The organism is Nocardia neocaledoniensis (genome assembly GCF_029868625.1).
Lineage (GTDB): Bacteria > Actinomycetota > Actinomycetes > Mycobacteriales > Mycobacteriaceae > Nocardia > Nocardia neocaledoniensis_A.
On record NZ_JARWOJ010000103.1, the window covers coordinates 1 to 13,640 of the forward strand.

Sequence of the window (13,640 nt, forward strand, 5' to 3'; positions counted from 1 at the left end):
CCCCCCCCCCTCACCCCCGCGGCCCCCCCCCCCCACAACACCCCCCCCCACCCCCCCCCCCCCCCGGCGGGCCCCCCCCGCGCCGGGGGGGTCGCGGCCCGGGACACAAGGGGGCCGCGACTCGAGCGCACCAGCGCTCCAACAAACACAGTATCGTCGACAGGGTGCCCCGGATCGGCGATGATCTGCTGGACGCGGTCGCGGCCTTCGCCGGGGCCGCCTCGGCGGGGATCGCGCTGTTCTTGCCGTTCACCTTCGGCGCGCGGTCGGAGGTCCACTCGGCCTTCCACGTCACCAGCCTGCTCAACAGCGTGCCGAGGGCGGCGGCGCTCGGGCTCATCGTCGCCGTCGTCGTGGCCGTGCTGGCCAGACCCATCAACCGGCCTGGGCTGATCTGGCTCACCGCGGCGCTCGCCGCGGCCGCGCTGGCGCTGAACTACTTCATCGGCACCGCGATGCACTCGGCCGATGTGCTCACCACGCAGAACTACCTCGACTCGCTGTGTGGTGGCGTGCTGTTCGGCTCGCTCGGCATCGTCGCGCTGCGGCGGCGCTGGTCGGCTGTCGGCTTCTCGCTCGGCACCGTGGTGGTGCTCGTCTACGGCGAGGTCGTCGGGGTGTTCAGCTCGACCGATTCGTCGTTCGAGGCGTCCTATTCGCCCGCCTGGCTGGTCGGCACGGCCGTGGTGCTGCTCGCGCTCAACGCGCTGCGGCGCAGGCACGGCGTGATGCTGCCCGCTGTCCCACGGCTGGCCGCCGATCTGCCGATCACCCCGATCATCGCCGCCACGGTGCTGTCACTGTCGGTGCTGCTCGCCACCGAATGGCTCGCGCGGGAATGGGACGGGCGGCGCGGGAACACCTGGCAGATCGTGGTCGCGGTGGCGGTCACCGTGGTCGCGGCGTTCATCGCGGCCGTCCTGCTCCCCGGCCGGGACGGCGTCTGGCCGCTGCTCGCGATCGGCGTGGCCGCGGCGGGTGACTCGCTCGGTGACGCCGCGCGGCTGGGCTGGTACCTGCCGCTCGTCGTCGTCCTCGGCACGGGCGCCGTGCTGGCCGGACTCCGCGGGTCGGCGCCGTGGGTGGTGCTGCTCGGTGCCGCCGCGCTGTGCGTCTTCGCCACCGTGGCGCCGCGCCTCCCATGGTCGCTGGCCTGGCCGATCGGCGCCCTCGCGCTGGCTTGCCTGGCCGGCTACTTCGCGGGGTCGGTCCGGTTCGAGTACCTGCCCAGCGCCGTCCTCGGCCTCGGCGCGCTCTATCTGCCGTCGATCCTGTGGTCGATCCCGACCCGGCACCGCGACTGGCCGACCGCGGGCACCCCGGCCGCCGAGAGCCTGCCCGGCCGCGCCGGACTGGCCATCACGATCGGCGTCGCCCTCGCGCTGGCGCTGCTGTTCCGGATCCGCCCACGACAGCGGTCCGAGGCGCTCGAACAATAGCCGCGCCCCGGTCGACATGGCCGACGCGACAGCCCCGGTACCGGGGAACGGGCCGTCATCGCCCGTAGGATCGCAGACGCCTGACCGGATCGTTCTCGACCTGACGAAGGAGGATTGTGCTCGTCATCCTCCTCGCCCACGCGCTGGCCGCCGCACTGGCGCCGGTCGGCGTCCGGCTGCTCGGGCGAAACGCCTTCTATCTGTTCGCGCTGGTTCCGCTGGGCAGTCTCGGCTGGGTGCTCGCGCACTGGGGCACGACCGTGCGCTCGCACACCGCGTGGGCGCCGCAGATCTCGATGGACATCGATCTGCGTTTCGACTCCCTCGCCGCCGTGATGTCGGTGCTCGTCCTCGGTGTCGGCGCGCTGATCCTGGCTTATTGCGGCCGTTACTTCGAGCGCGACGAGGCCAGGCTCGGGGTGTTCGCCGCCGAGCTCATCGCCTTCGCCGGGGCCATGTTCGGGCTGGTCAGCAGCGACAACATGCTGCTGCTCTACGTGTTCTGGGAGATCACGACGGTGCTGTCGTTCCTGCTCGTCGGGCACTACGCCGAGCGCGCGATCAGCAGGCGGGCCGCGATCCAGGCGCTGCTGGTGACCGGGGCCGGCGGGCTGACGATGCTGGTCGGCATCGTGATCCTCGGCCTGCGCTACGGCAGCTTCCTGCTCTCCGATCTGCTCGCGACCACGCCACCGGCCGGCGCGGCGGTCTCGGTCGGCATCGTGCTCGTCCTGGTCGGCGCGATCAGTAAATCGGCCATCGTGCCGCTGCATTTCTGGCTCCCCGGCGCGATGGCGGCGCCGACACCGGTCAGCGCGTACCTGCACGCCGCCGCGATGGTGAAGGCGGGCATCTACCTGGTGGCGCGGCTCGCGCCCGCGTTCGCGCAGACGCCGCCGTGGCACGTGGTGTTGCTGCCGCTCGGCATCGCGACGCTGTTGCTCGCCGGCTGGCGGGCGATGCAGGTGCACGATCTGAAACTGGTGCTGGCCTTCGGCACCGTCAGCCAGCTGGGCCTGCTCATCACGATGATGGCGGTGGGCACCCCGGACGCGGCGCTGGCCGGGCTGACGCTGCTGGTGGCGCACGGCCTGTTCAAGGCGAGCCTGTTCATGGTCGTCGGCATCATCGACCACGGCACCGGAACTCGGGACCTGCGCAGGCTCTCCGGGCTCGGCAGGCGGGCGCCGTGGCTGTGCGCGATCGCGGTGACATCCGCGCTGAGCATGGCCGGGCTGCCGCCGCTGCTCGGATTCGTCGGCAAGGAGTCGGCGCTGGGCGCGCTGTGGTCGGCCGAGGTGCTCAGCGATCCGGTGCGGGTGGCGATGCTGGCCGGCGTGGCGATCGGGTCGGCGTTCACCGTGGCCTACAGCGTCCGCTTCGTCTGGGGCGCGTTCGGCGTCACCGCCGAGCCCGACCCGTCGATGCGCTGGCACGCGCCGGGCCCACTGCTGCTCGGGCCGCCCGCGGTGCTCGCGGTGGCCGGACTCGCGGGTGGACTCGGGGCGCCCGCGATCGACGGCTGGCTCAGCCCCTACGCCGCGACCCTGCCCGGCGTCCTCGATACCCATCTCGCGCTCTGGCACGGCGTCAACGGCCCGCTCCTGCTGACGGTGTTCGTCGTCGCCGCCGGTCTGGCGCTGTTCCTGATCCGCAGCCGGATCGGCGAGCCGGTGCACCCCCGCCTCGGCAACGCCGACCGCAACTACGACGCGGCCCTGCGCGCGATGGACAAGCTCTCGCTGCGCATCACCGGTACGGTGCAGTCCGGTTCGCTGCCGGTCAGCCAGGCCATGATCCTCGGCACGCTGATCGTGCTGCCGACCGTCCTGCTCGCGGTCGGTACCCGCACGGGAGTGGAACTGCGCCTGTGGGATTCGCCGTTGCAGGCCGCGATCGGGGCGATCATGGTCGCCATGGCGCTGGCGGCGACGGTGCTGCGCAACCGCTTGGCCAGCGTGCTCGTCGTCGGCGTGACCGGATACGGCTGCGGCGTGATCTTCGCGCTGCACGGCGCCCCCGACCTCGCCCTCACCCAGTTCCTGGTCGAGACGCTGACGCTGGTGATCTTCGTGCTCGTGCTGCGGGCCTTCCCGGCCGAGATCGCCGAGAACCAGGCGACGGCGTTCAAGGTGCGGCGCGCCCTGCTCGCGATCGGCGTCGGTGTCGCGGTCGCCGTGCTGGCCGCGTTCGCCGCCGCCGCCCGGCACAGCGAACCGATCTGGACGGCCATCCCCGACGCGGCCTACACGATCGGCGCGGGCAAGAACGCGGTCAACGTGCTGCTCGTCGACATCCGCGCCTGGGACACCCTCGGCGAGATCTCGGTGCTCGTCGTCGCCGCCACCGGCGTCGCCTCGCTGGTGTTCCGCAGCCGTCGCTTCGGCAGCGCGCCCAGGGCCGCCGACGCACCGGGCTACGACCCCGACAAGGTGAGCTGGCTGCCCGCGGCCCGGCTCGACGACCGCCGCGAACGTTCGATGGTCCTGCAGATCACCACCAGGCTGATCTTCCCCACCATCATGATGCTGTCCGTGTACTTCTTCTTCTCCGGCCACAACGCGCCGGGCGGCGGCTTCGCCGGCGGCCTGATCGCCGGACTCGCGCTCACCCTGCGCTATCTGGCCGGCGGTCGCTACGAACTCGGCGAGGCGCTGCCCGTGGACGCGGGGCATCTGCTCGGCGCCGGGCTCACCCTGGCCGCGGGCACCGCGACGGCCTCGCTGCTGCTCGGCGCCCCGCCGCTGTCCTCGGCGATCATCGAGGTGACCCTGCCGGTCCTCGGCCACATCAAGCTCGTCACCGCGCTGTTCTTCGATCTCGGTGTGTACCTGGTCGTCGTCGGCCTCGCCCTCGACGTCCTGCGCAGCCTGGGCGCCCGCTTGGACAAGGAACTCGTATGAGTGGCAACCTCGTTCTGCTCATCGTCATCGGCGCGCTCACCGCGTGCGGGGTGTATCTGCTGCTCGAGCGGGTCGTCTCGAAAATGTTGCTCGGCATGATCCTGCTCAGCAACGCGGTGAACCTGCTGATCCTCACCGTGGGCGGCGGTCCCGACGGCAAGCCGCCGATCCTCGGCAGCTCCGACACCTCCCCCGAGGGCATGGCCGACCCGCTGGCCCAGGCGATGGTGCTCACCGCCATCGTGATCACCATGGGCCTGGCCGCCTTCGTCCTCGCCCTGGCCTACCGCTCCTACATGCTGACCACCTCCGAAGACGTGCGCAACGACCCCGAGGACCAGCAGATCGCGGCCACCAGGGAGCAGGAGGACCCGGAAGAATGACCCTGTCCCCCGACCTCCTGCCCGCCATCGCCGCCCTGCCGGTGCTGGTCCCCATGCTCGGCGCCGCGGGCACGCTGGTGTTCGGCCGCAGGCCGCGGATCCAGGCGATGATCTCACTGGCCGCGCTCTCGGCGGTGCTGGTGATCAGCGGATTCCTGCTCTACCTGGCCGACCGCGACGGCACGACCGCCGTGCAGGTCGGCGGCTGGCCGTCGCCGATCGGGATCACCCTGGTGGTCGACCGGCTCTCCGCCGCGATGCTGCTGGTGTCGGCGTTCGTGCTGCTCGTCGTGTCGATCTACGGTGCGGGCCAGAACATCTCCGACGGCGACGAACACCAGCCCACCTCGATCTACCGGCCGACCTACCTCGTGCTCACCGCCGGCGTCTCGGCCGCGTTCCTGGCCGGTGACCTGTTCAACCTGTTCGTCGCCTTCGAGATCCTGCTCGCCGCCTCGTTCGTGCTGCTCACCGTCGGCGCCACCGAGGAACGCATCCGCACCGGCATCGCGTACGTGATGGTGTCGATGGTGTCGTCGCTGATCTTCCTGATCGGCATCGGCCTCACCTACGCCGCCACCGGCACCCTGAATCTCGCGCAACTCGCGGTGCGGCTCGAGGCCACGCCGAGCGGGGTGCGCACGGCCTGTTACGCGGTGCTGCTGGTGGCGTTCGGGATCAAGGCGGCGGTGTTCCCGCTGTCGAGCTGGCTGCCCGACTCCTACCCCACCGCACCCGCGCCGGTGACCGCCGTGTTCGCCGGTCTGCTCACCAAGGTCGGTGTGTACGCGATCATCCGCACGCACACGCTGTGGTTCCCCGACGGCGCCTTCGACAACATCCTGCTGATCTGCGGGCTCGCGACGATGCTGATCGGCATCCTCGGCGCGATCGCGCAGAACGACATCCGCCGTCTGCTGTCGTTCACGCTGGTCAGCCACATCGGCTACATGGTGTTCGGCATCGGCCTCGCCACCAAAGCCGGTCTCACCGGCGCGATCTTCTACGTCGCGCACCACATCCTGGTGCAGACCGCCCTGTTTCTCGCCGTCGGACTCATCGAACGGCAGGCCGGGTCGGTGTCGTTGCGCCGCCTCGGCGGGCTGGCCGCCGCGAGCCCGCTGCTGGCCATCCTGTTCCTGGTGCCCGCCCTGAATCTCGGTGGTATCCCGCCCTTCTCGGGCTTCATCGGCAAGGTCGCGCTGCTGGAGGCGGGCGCCGCCGACGGCAGCGTGCTGGCCTGGGTGCTGGTCGGCGGCTCGGTGGTGACGAGCCTGCTCACGCTCTACGCCGTGGCCAGGGTGTGGAGCAAGGCGTTCTGGCGCTCGCGCGAGGACGCGCCCGAGGGCCACCTCTCCGCCGCGAAACCGCCCACCCTGGTGGAGGATTCGACCGACGTCTACTACGAGGACCGCACCGACCCCGGCCGGATGCCGGTGCTGATGGTGCTCGCCACCACCGGCCTCGTCGTCGCAGGCCTGGCGCTCACCGTGTTCGCTGGGCCGATCCTCGGCATCGCCGAGCGCGCGGCCGACGACCTCGACGATCCCTCGGTCTACATCGGCTCGGTGCTCGGCTCGGAGGCGCGATGAGCCGGCTGGTGAACCGCGACAACATCCTCCGGGTCAGCGTGCTCGGCTGGCTCACCGCCGTCTGGGTGGCGCTGTGGGGTGACCTGAGCGCCGCGAACGTCCTCGCCGGTTTCGCGGTGGCACTCATCGTGGTGTTCGCGCTACCGCTGCCGCTGGTCCCCGTGGCCGGGCGCTTCCACCCGCTCTCGTTCCTCCAATTGATCGGCACCAGCGCGTATTACGCCCTGGAGTCGAGCCTGCAGGTGGCCTGGTTCGCGATCCGGCCCGCCGGGCCACCGGTCTCGGGCGTGCTGCGGGTGCACCTGGGCATCCAGTCCGACCTGGTGCTGGTGATAGCGACCGACATCTTCAACCTCATCCCCGGCACCATGGTGCTCGAGGTGGACCGGGCGCGCTGCGTGATCTACGTCCACGTGCTCGACGTGGGCAGCGAGAAGTCGGTGGTGAAGTTCTACGCCACCACCCGGCGATTGGAGCATCTGCTGATCAACGCCTTCGAACGACCCAGTGAACGTCGCCGCCTCGGCCGCGAGCCGGAGGTGCTGTCGTGACCGTCGTCGCCGTGATCGCCGGAATCCTGCTCACCGCCGCGGCCGTGATCACCAGCTATCGCGTGCTGGCCGGACCGAGCACCCTCGACCGGGTCGTCGGGATCGACTCGCTGATGGCCATCGCTGCCTCCGGCCTCGCGGTCTGGGCCGCCTACAGCGACGACACCACCGTCATCCCGGCGATCGTCGCGCTGGCCCTGGTCGGGTTCCTCGGCTCGGCCGCGGTCTCCCGTTTTCGCGTGCGGGACGACCGATGACCGGCTGGGAGTGGGTGTCCGCGGTCCTGATCCTGACCGGCTGCGCGCTGGCGTTGACCGCGTCGCTCGGCATCGTGCGCTTCCCCGACACCATGACCCGAATGCACGCGGCGACCAAACCCCAGGTCGTCGGGCTGATCCTGGTGCTGTTCGGCACCGGCATCGACATCAGGCACGACGTCAACGTGTGGATGCTCGTGCTCACCGGCCTGTTCACGATCATCACGGCGCCCGTCATCGCGCACCTGCTCGGCCGCACCGCCTATCGGGAGCAGCGCCATCGCGACGGCCTGCTGCGGATCAACGAATTCGACGACTAACCGGCGACCCGCGCCGGCGCCGCGACCCGCGCGGGCGCCGCCGCGAACCAGGTGGCGTGGAACGCGATCGCCACCCCGGCGGCCGCCCCGATGACCAACGCGCCCGCGAGCACCGGATACTCGGCCATCGGCACCGCGAGGTACCGGTACGAGAGCAGCAGCCCCGCGAACACCGCCGACCCGAAACCGACCATCCGCCACCGGAACGCGCCCCAGCCACGCTCGGGTGCCCGCAACGCCGACTCCACCGTCAGGCACAGCACCGCGCCCGCGATCAGGTCGACGCCGTAGTGGTAGCCGAAGCCGAGCGTCGCGGCCACGGTCGCGGTCAGCCAGAACGCACCTCCCCAGCGCAGCCACGCGGGCGCGCGCGTCCCATCGATGTCACGGCGGGTGTGGATGAACAGCGACAGCGCCCACGCGGTGTGCATCGAAGGCATGCAGTTGCGCGGGGTGAACTCGTCGAACGGCAGCGCGGCCGGGCTGTGATCCAGCGGCGGCAGGGCCATCGGCCAGAAGTCACCCACCTGGAAACCGTGGCCGTCCGCACCGTAGGCGAACATCGGCCCGACGACCGGGAAGAGCACGTAGAACGCGGGCCCGACCAGCCCGAGCACCAGGAAGGTGCGCACCAGATAGTGCGACGGCCACTGTCCGGTCGGCACCACCCGTCGCAACTGCCAGATCGCGACGACGATCGCCGCCACCGGCAATTCGATGTAGACCCAGTGCAGCACCGCGTACACCTCGGGCCCGAGCGCGTCGACCACCCGGCCGAGCACCCACGACGGGTCACCGAGGGCGTGATCGGCCAGCAGCAGGTATTCGTCGAACACCGAGGGCCGCGCCGCCGAGGTGACGTGCAACCACACGTCACCGACCTTGGTGGCCAGGATCAGCAGCGCGCCGAGCGCGGCCGCCTTCAGCGCGTCGGTGCGCTCCCGGCCGTGCCAGCGCAGCAGGGCGACGACGGCGAGCACGGTCAGCACGATCGTCGGCCCGTTGCCGACCGTGAACGGCTTGCCGTCGAGCATCCGCAGCGAGGCGTACACCGCGTCGATCGCCACGGCGGCGGACACCGCGTACACGCGCCTGCGCGCGTTGACGCCGACCAGCGCAAGCACCAGTCCTGCCCACGGCACCGACATCGATTTCGGGGTTCCGAGGTAGTCGCGGGCCAAGCTCGCCAGCGGCCCCTCGAAGTCGTTGAGCGAGGCGGCCACCTGCAGACCGATGAGCAGCGCGAGCACCGCCGACACCCCGACGGCGGCGAGCACGCGTGGTTCGCGGAGGCGGTCCCCGGCGGCGACACCCCCCGCCGCTGAACGCGGATGTTCGACAAGCATCCAAACATCGTAAACGGCGGGTGAACGCCACCCCGCCGGACAGCTGAACGCTACTGATCCAGCTCGCGCACCAGCGCGTCGACCACGGCGACGAGGTCGCCCTGCGATTGCGCCGCCACCCGGCGTTGCCGCTGGTAGGAGGCACCGTGCCGGGGAATCTCGGCCACCGCGGCCAGCTCGTCGGCGCACCCGAGGCGGGCGGCTGTCGGTTCCAACCTGTTCAGCAGATCCATCAGGTCGTCTGTGACCAAACGCTCATTACTCGCGTCGTCGACGATCACGATGGCGTCGAGCCCGTAGCGCGCGGCCCGCCATTTGTTCTCCTGCACGTGCCACGGCGGCAGCGTCGGCAGGTCCTCGCCGTTGTCGAGCCTGCGCTCGAGATCGACGACCAGGCAGTGGATCAGCGCGGCCACCGAGGCCAGCTCGGCCCGGCTGGACAGCCCGTCGCACACCCTGATCTCGATCGTGCCCCACTTCGGCGCGGGCCGGATGTCCCAGTGCATGCCGCCGAGCTGTTCGAACACACCGGTTTTGAGCTGATCGTGCACGAAACCCTCGAACTGGCCCCAGTTCTCGAACTGGAAAGGCAGCCCGGCGGTCGGCAGCTGCTGGAACATCAGCGCCCGGTTGCTGGCGTAGCCGGTGTCGTCGCCGGACCACATGGGCGAGGACGCCGAGAGCGCGAGCAGATGCGGATACGACAGCAGCAGCGAGTTCAGGATCGGAAAGACCTTGTCCCGGTGCGAGACTCCGACGTGCACGTGCACGCCCCAGATCAGCATCTGCCTGCCCCACCACTGGGTGCGCTCGATCAGCTCGTCGTAATGCGGTGAGCGCGTGAGCTGTTGGGCCGACCACTGGGCGAACGGGTGGGTGCCCGCGCAGAACAGGTCGACGCCGAGCGGATCGGCCGCGCGACGCACCGCGGCCATGGTGTCGCGCAGATCCTCGACCGCGCCGCCGACCGTGTCGTGCACGCCGGTCACCAATTCGACGGTGTTGCGCAGCAATTCCTTGGTGACCTGGGGCGTGCCGTCGTGGGCACGCCGGTCACCGACGGCGTCGAACACCGCGGCGGCGGTGTTGGACAGATCGCGCGTCACCTTGTCGACGAGCGCGATCTCCCATTCGATACCGATGGTCGGCCGCGGTGAGCCGGGGAACGGTACCGACTGGGCTGCCCCGGCCATGCGCGTCTCGCTAACCGACCACGCCGCAGGCGACCCGGCTACCCGCGTCGCCCGTGGACAGCGTGGCCTCGTCGGGGCCGGTGCCACCCTCACGCGAGTAGCGGGGCGGGATGTTGCCGAAGTTGTCGGCGCCGGAGTGCACGATCAGCGCCTTGCCCTTGACCTGGTCCAGGGTGACGCTGTCGGTGGTGGTCACCAACTTGGCGGTGCCGTCGGCGCCGACCTGCAGGGAGGAGAGGTCACCGCTGGCCGGGTGCGCGTTGGCCGCGCCGACCTGCAGGTGCCCGCCCGCGGAGGTGAAATCGCCCTCGCAGGTGCCGTTCTGGTGGAAGTGCAGGCCGTGGAAGCCGGGGGTCAGGCCGCGCGCCTCGACGGTGATGACGAGGTGGCCACCCTCGGCGGCGATGGTCGCGGTGCCGACGCCGCCGCCGGAGCCGTTCTTCAGTTCCGCCTTCAGGCCGCCGGCCGCCGGGGTACCGTGATCGCCGCTGCCGCCGTGGCTGTCGGCCGTCGTCGGCGCGGCGTGGCCGCCGCTGCCGCCGTGGCCCTCGCCACCGGGCGCGGGCGAGCTGGTCCACACCGGCGGTGTGGTCCCCTTGACGTCACTCGACTCCTGGCTGTTGGTGCACGCAGCGAGTCCGAACACGGCAACCGCGAGCACCGGGGTGACGGTGCGCCAGGACGGGCGACGGGTTGTCGACGTGGCCATCAGGGAACTCCTTCAGTGCAGGGGCTGTACCGCTCAAGATGATGCCACAGCGCGTTCACCGCGCACGGCACGGCGTGCCGCGCCCGCTGTCAGCTGCCGGTCAGCACGACCACGACGCCCGGCGAGGTGTCGCCGGTCTTCGGCGCGACCGTTCCGCCGATCTCGGCGGCGATCTCGGTGGCCGCGGCCTTGTCGCCCGCGCCGCCGCCGTAGAACACCGTCGTCGCGGTGAGATTCGCGCCGGAGTAGTTGCCGGTGCTGACGTTGCTCCAGCCCGAGGAGGTCAGCTGGCTCGCGGTGCGCGCGGCCAGTCCGGCGACCAAGCTGTTGTTCAGCACCCGTACCGGCACACTCTGATCCACGGCGCTCGCGGACGCGGTGGTCGTCGGCGCGGTGGTGGTCGTGGTCGGCGCGACCGTCGTGGTGGTCGGCGCCGCGGTGGCGCTGGTCGTGGTCGGCGCGGCCGTGGTGGCCGGCGCCTGCGCGACCGCGCTGGAACTCGTGGTCTCGGTCTGTTCGGCCGGGTCGGACGCCTCGGCGCCGGAGTTCGACAGCGACATCGCACCCAGGCCGGCGAAGACGATGGCCAGCGCGATCAACACCATCGCCAGCGCGCGCAGCGGTGGGCCGCCGGGGGTGGGATTCGGGTTGCTCACCCGCGCAACCCTAGTCGCAACGAGGCGAGTGTGGCTGTCCGCGCCGCGAACTCACGGCCCGGAGGAGGCAGCCTGCGTAACCACGGAGGGCCTGTGAGCGGCGCCGTGTACACAGTCAGACCTGGAAACCGAGTCGGCGAGCCGCGCGGGCCTTCTGCCTGCTGGCCCGCAGCCGACGCAGGCGTTTGACCAGCATCGGGTCGGCCGCCAGCGCTTCTTCCTTGTCGACGACCGCGTTGAGCACCTGGTAGTACCTGGTGGCCGACATGGCGAACAGTTCACGGATCGCGTCTTCCTTGGCGCCCGCGTACTTCCACCATTTCCGTTCGAAGTCGAGGATCTCGAGTTCACGGCGACTCAGACCGCCGGACTCGTCGATGGTCGCGTCGTGCGAATTCCCAGCCTCGATGTTGCGAGCTGCTGCGCCGTCCATCTTGCTCCCTCGCCGAGTATCACGAGATGAAAATGACGCTTGCACGTCGCGGATCATTGAACCACGGGTGCGCCGGATCGTCCGAGCCATGTCTCGGCGTGTTGACCGCGGCGACCCCGGCGGGCCCGGAGGCGGTAGCGCAGTGTAACCACGCAGGGCCCTCGGGGTCTGCGCCATGGACCCAGCGCCAGTAGGTGTCGTCTCGGCCACAGGGGTCGCCGCTACCCGGCGCGCGGGTCCGGCGATAATGGCGGCCATGGCAATTCTCCCGATCGTGATCGTCGGTGACCCCGTCCTCCACACCCCCACCGCGCCGGTGACGGAGACGCCGGCCGAGCTGGCCGAGCTGATCGCGGACATGTACGACACCCTCGCCGAGTCCAAGGGTGTCGGCCTGGCGGCCAACCAGGTCGGCGTCGGCAAGCGGCTGTTCGTCTACGACTGCCCCGATGTCGACGCCGCCGGCAAGCCGGTGCGCCGCAAGGGCACAGTGATCAACCCCGTGCTGGAGACCTCCGCGATCCCGGAGACCATGCCCGACCCCGACGACGACGAGGAGGGCTGCCTGTCCGTGCCGGGCGAGCAGTTCCCGACCGGCCGGGCCGACTGGGCCAGGGTCACCGGCACCGACGAGCACGGCGAACCGGTCGACATCGAGGGCACCGGCTTCTTCGCCCGCATGCTGCAGCACGAGGTGGGCCACCTCGACGGCTTCCTCTACGTCGACGTGCTGATCGGCCGCAACGCCCGCGCGGCGAAGAAGGCGATCAAGCGCAACGGCTGGGGCACACCGGGTCTGAGCTGGATCCCGGGCACCGTGCCCGACCCGTTCGGTCATGACGACTGAATCACGGCGGCTGGCGCCGCAAGTTCTCGGCCTGTTCCCTCGATCTTCCCTCCCGCCGGGCACTCCTTCGTCGCACCCTCTGGTCAGTCCAGATCGAGGCGGCCGAGAACTGTGATCCCCCTCGGTCGCCGCGTGGTGATGCGGTACCAACTGCCCGAGGGTTATCCCCAGCCGCTCACCGATGTGATCGGCGAGCTGGTGTCGGTGGATCCGCCGACGGTGCGTACCGCCGAGGGCGAGCTGGTCTCGGTGGCGCCGGACCGCGTGGTCGCGCTGAAGGCACTGGGGCCGAGGCCGATTCGAACCAAGGAGATCCGCTCGCTGGAGACCGCGGCGGCGGGCGCGTGGCCCGGCGCCGAGCACCTGTGGATCGACGGCTGGCTGGCACGCGCCGGCAACGGGTACACGGGTCGCGCGAATTCCGCGGTGCCGCTCGGCGAGTCCGGCGTGCCCGCGGTGCTCTCGATCGACACCATCCGCCGCATCGCGGACTGGTACACCGAGCGCGGCCTGCCGCTGCTGTTGCAGCTGCCCGATCGCCTCGCCCCGGTCCCGCCCGGCTGGAGCACCTGGAACGAGACGGTCGTCCTCGGTCTCGACATCGCCAATCTCGTCCTGCCGCAAGGGCCGTCGATGGTGCGGATCGCGGCCGAACCCGACGACGGCTGGCTGGCCGTGCACCGCTACCGGGGCGAGATCCCGCTCGATCCGGGGGTGCGCGAACCGGACCGGACCGTGCTCACCTCCGTGCTCGACGGCACGCTCGGCTTCGCCTCACTCGGCGTGCCCGACCCGCTTGCCATCGGCCGCGGCGCGGTGACCACGGCGCCCGACGGCAGGCGCTGGGTCGGCCTGACCTGCGTCGCGGTCGCGGCCGCGCCCGCCTTGCTGCACCTGGCGATCAATGCAGGGGGAGCGGTGCTGCCGCGCGCTGCCCTGTGGATCGAGCGGCGGCGGGGCTAGCCGCGAGCTCGATCAGGCCGTCGCGACGAAGCCCGCGACCGACGTCAG

14 protein-coding genes are annotated in these 13,640 nt (G+C 70.9%); 9 read left to right on the top strand and 5 right to left on the bottom strand.

Annotated features, from left to right (window positions below):
• Positions 1 to 164: 164 nt before the first annotated feature.
• The 7 genes from QH270_RS07105 to mnhG all read left to right on the top strand — a co-directional run bounded on the left by QH270_RS07105 (position 165) and on the right by mnhG (position 7,445).
• Positions 165 to 1,439 carry a hypothetical protein gene (locus QH270_RS07105; RefSeq protein WP_280339666.1) on the top strand — a complete coding sequence of 425 codons (1,275 nt, stop codon included), beginning with the start codon at positions 165 to 167 and terminating at the stop codon, positions 1,437 to 1,439.
• Positions 1,440 to 1,555: 116 nt separating this feature from the next.
• Positions 1,556 to 4,342 (top strand): Na+/H+ antiporter subunit A, encoded by a 2,787-nt coding sequence (locus QH270_RS07110; RefSeq protein ID WP_280339667.1) that lies wholly within the window; start codon positions 1,556 to 1,558, stop codon positions 4,340 to 4,342.
• Positions 4,339 to 4,725, top strand: a complete 387-nt coding sequence (locus QH270_RS07115; protein ID WP_280339669.1) for a Na(+)/H(+) antiporter subunit C — start codon at positions 4,339 to 4,341, stop codon at positions 4,723 to 4,725. Before QH270_RS07110 ends, QH270_RS07115 begins: the two co-directional genes overlap by 4 nt.
• Positions 4,722 to 6,317: a Na+/H+ antiporter subunit D gene (locus QH270_RS07120; protein ID WP_280339670.1), complete on the top strand. Its 1,596-nt coding sequence runs from the start codon at positions 4,722 to 4,724 to the stop codon at positions 6,315 to 6,317. The genes QH270_RS07115 and QH270_RS07120 overlap by 4 nt, the downstream gene beginning before the upstream one ends.
• Complete coding sequence (locus QH270_RS07125) at positions 6,314 to 6,868, top strand: Na+/H+ antiporter subunit E (protein WP_280339671.1); 555 nt, start codon at positions 6,314 to 6,316, stop codon at positions 6,866 to 6,868. Before QH270_RS07120 ends, QH270_RS07125 begins: the two co-directional genes overlap by 4 nt.
• Positions 6,865 to 7,125, top strand: coding sequence for a monovalent cation/H+ antiporter complex subunit F (locus tag QH270_RS07130; protein ID WP_280339672.1), 261 nt, complete (start codon positions 6,865 to 6,867; stop codon positions 7,123 to 7,125). The genes QH270_RS07125 and QH270_RS07130 overlap by 4 nt, the downstream gene beginning before the upstream one ends.
• Entirely contained in the window at positions 7,122 to 7,445 is a 324-nt protein-coding gene (gene mnhG / locus QH270_RS07135) for a monovalent cation/H(+) antiporter subunit G (protein ID WP_280339674.1), read from the top strand. The genes QH270_RS07130 and mnhG overlap by 4 nt, the downstream gene beginning before the upstream one ends.
• On the opposite strand, the gene QH270_RS07140 is transcribed toward mnhG, so the two are convergent.
• The 5 genes from QH270_RS07140 to QH270_RS07160 all read right to left on the bottom strand — a co-directional run bounded on the left by QH270_RS07140 (position 7,442) and on the right by QH270_RS07160 (position 11,782).
• The gene (locus QH270_RS07140; RefSeq protein ID WP_280339676.1) at positions 7,442 to 8,791 is read right to left on the bottom strand and encodes a phosphatase PAP2 family protein; all 1,350 of its coding nucleotides are present in this window, start codon (positions 8,789 to 8,791) and stop codon (positions 7,442 to 7,444) included. The two genes, mnhG and QH270_RS07140, sit on opposite strands and share 4 nt — an antisense overlap.
• Positions 8,792 to 8,841: 50 nt before the next feature.
• Positions 8,842 to 9,984, bottom strand: a complete 1,143-nt coding sequence (locus tag QH270_RS07145) for a glutamate--cysteine ligase (RefSeq protein ID WP_280339677.1) — start codon at positions 9,982 to 9,984, stop codon at positions 8,842 to 8,844.
• A gap of 10 nt (positions 9,985 to 9,994) precedes the next feature.
• Positions 9,995 to 10,693: a superoxide dismutase[Cu-Zn] gene (gene sodC / locus QH270_RS07150; RefSeq protein WP_280339678.1), complete on the bottom strand. Its 699-nt coding sequence runs from the start codon at positions 10,691 to 10,693 to the stop codon at positions 9,995 to 9,997.
• 89 nt (positions 10,694 to 10,782) lie between these two features.
• A complete protein-coding gene (locus QH270_RS07155) occupies positions 10,783 to 11,349 on the bottom strand; it encodes a LytR C-terminal domain-containing protein (protein WP_280339679.1) in 567 nt (188 codons plus the stop codon).
• 115 nt (positions 11,350 to 11,464) lie between these two features.
• Positions 11,465 to 11,782, bottom strand: a complete 318-nt coding sequence (locus QH270_RS07160) for a DUF3263 domain-containing protein (RefSeq protein WP_280339680.1) — start codon at positions 11,780 to 11,782, stop codon at positions 11,465 to 11,467.
• A 256-nt stretch (positions 11,783 to 12,038) separates the two neighbouring features.
• Between QH270_RS07160 and QH270_RS07165 the strand changes: the two genes are divergently transcribed.
• Entirely contained in the window at positions 12,039 to 12,629 is a 591-nt protein-coding gene (locus QH270_RS07165; protein WP_280304149.1) for a peptide deformylase, read from the top strand.
• Positions 12,630 to 12,740: 111 nt separating this feature from the next.
• Entirely contained in the window at positions 12,741 to 13,592 is an 852-nt protein-coding gene (locus QH270_RS07170; RefSeq protein ID WP_432420313.1) for an N-acetylglutamate synthase, CG3035 family, read from the top strand.
• Positions 13,593 to 13,640: the final 48 nt, after the last annotated feature.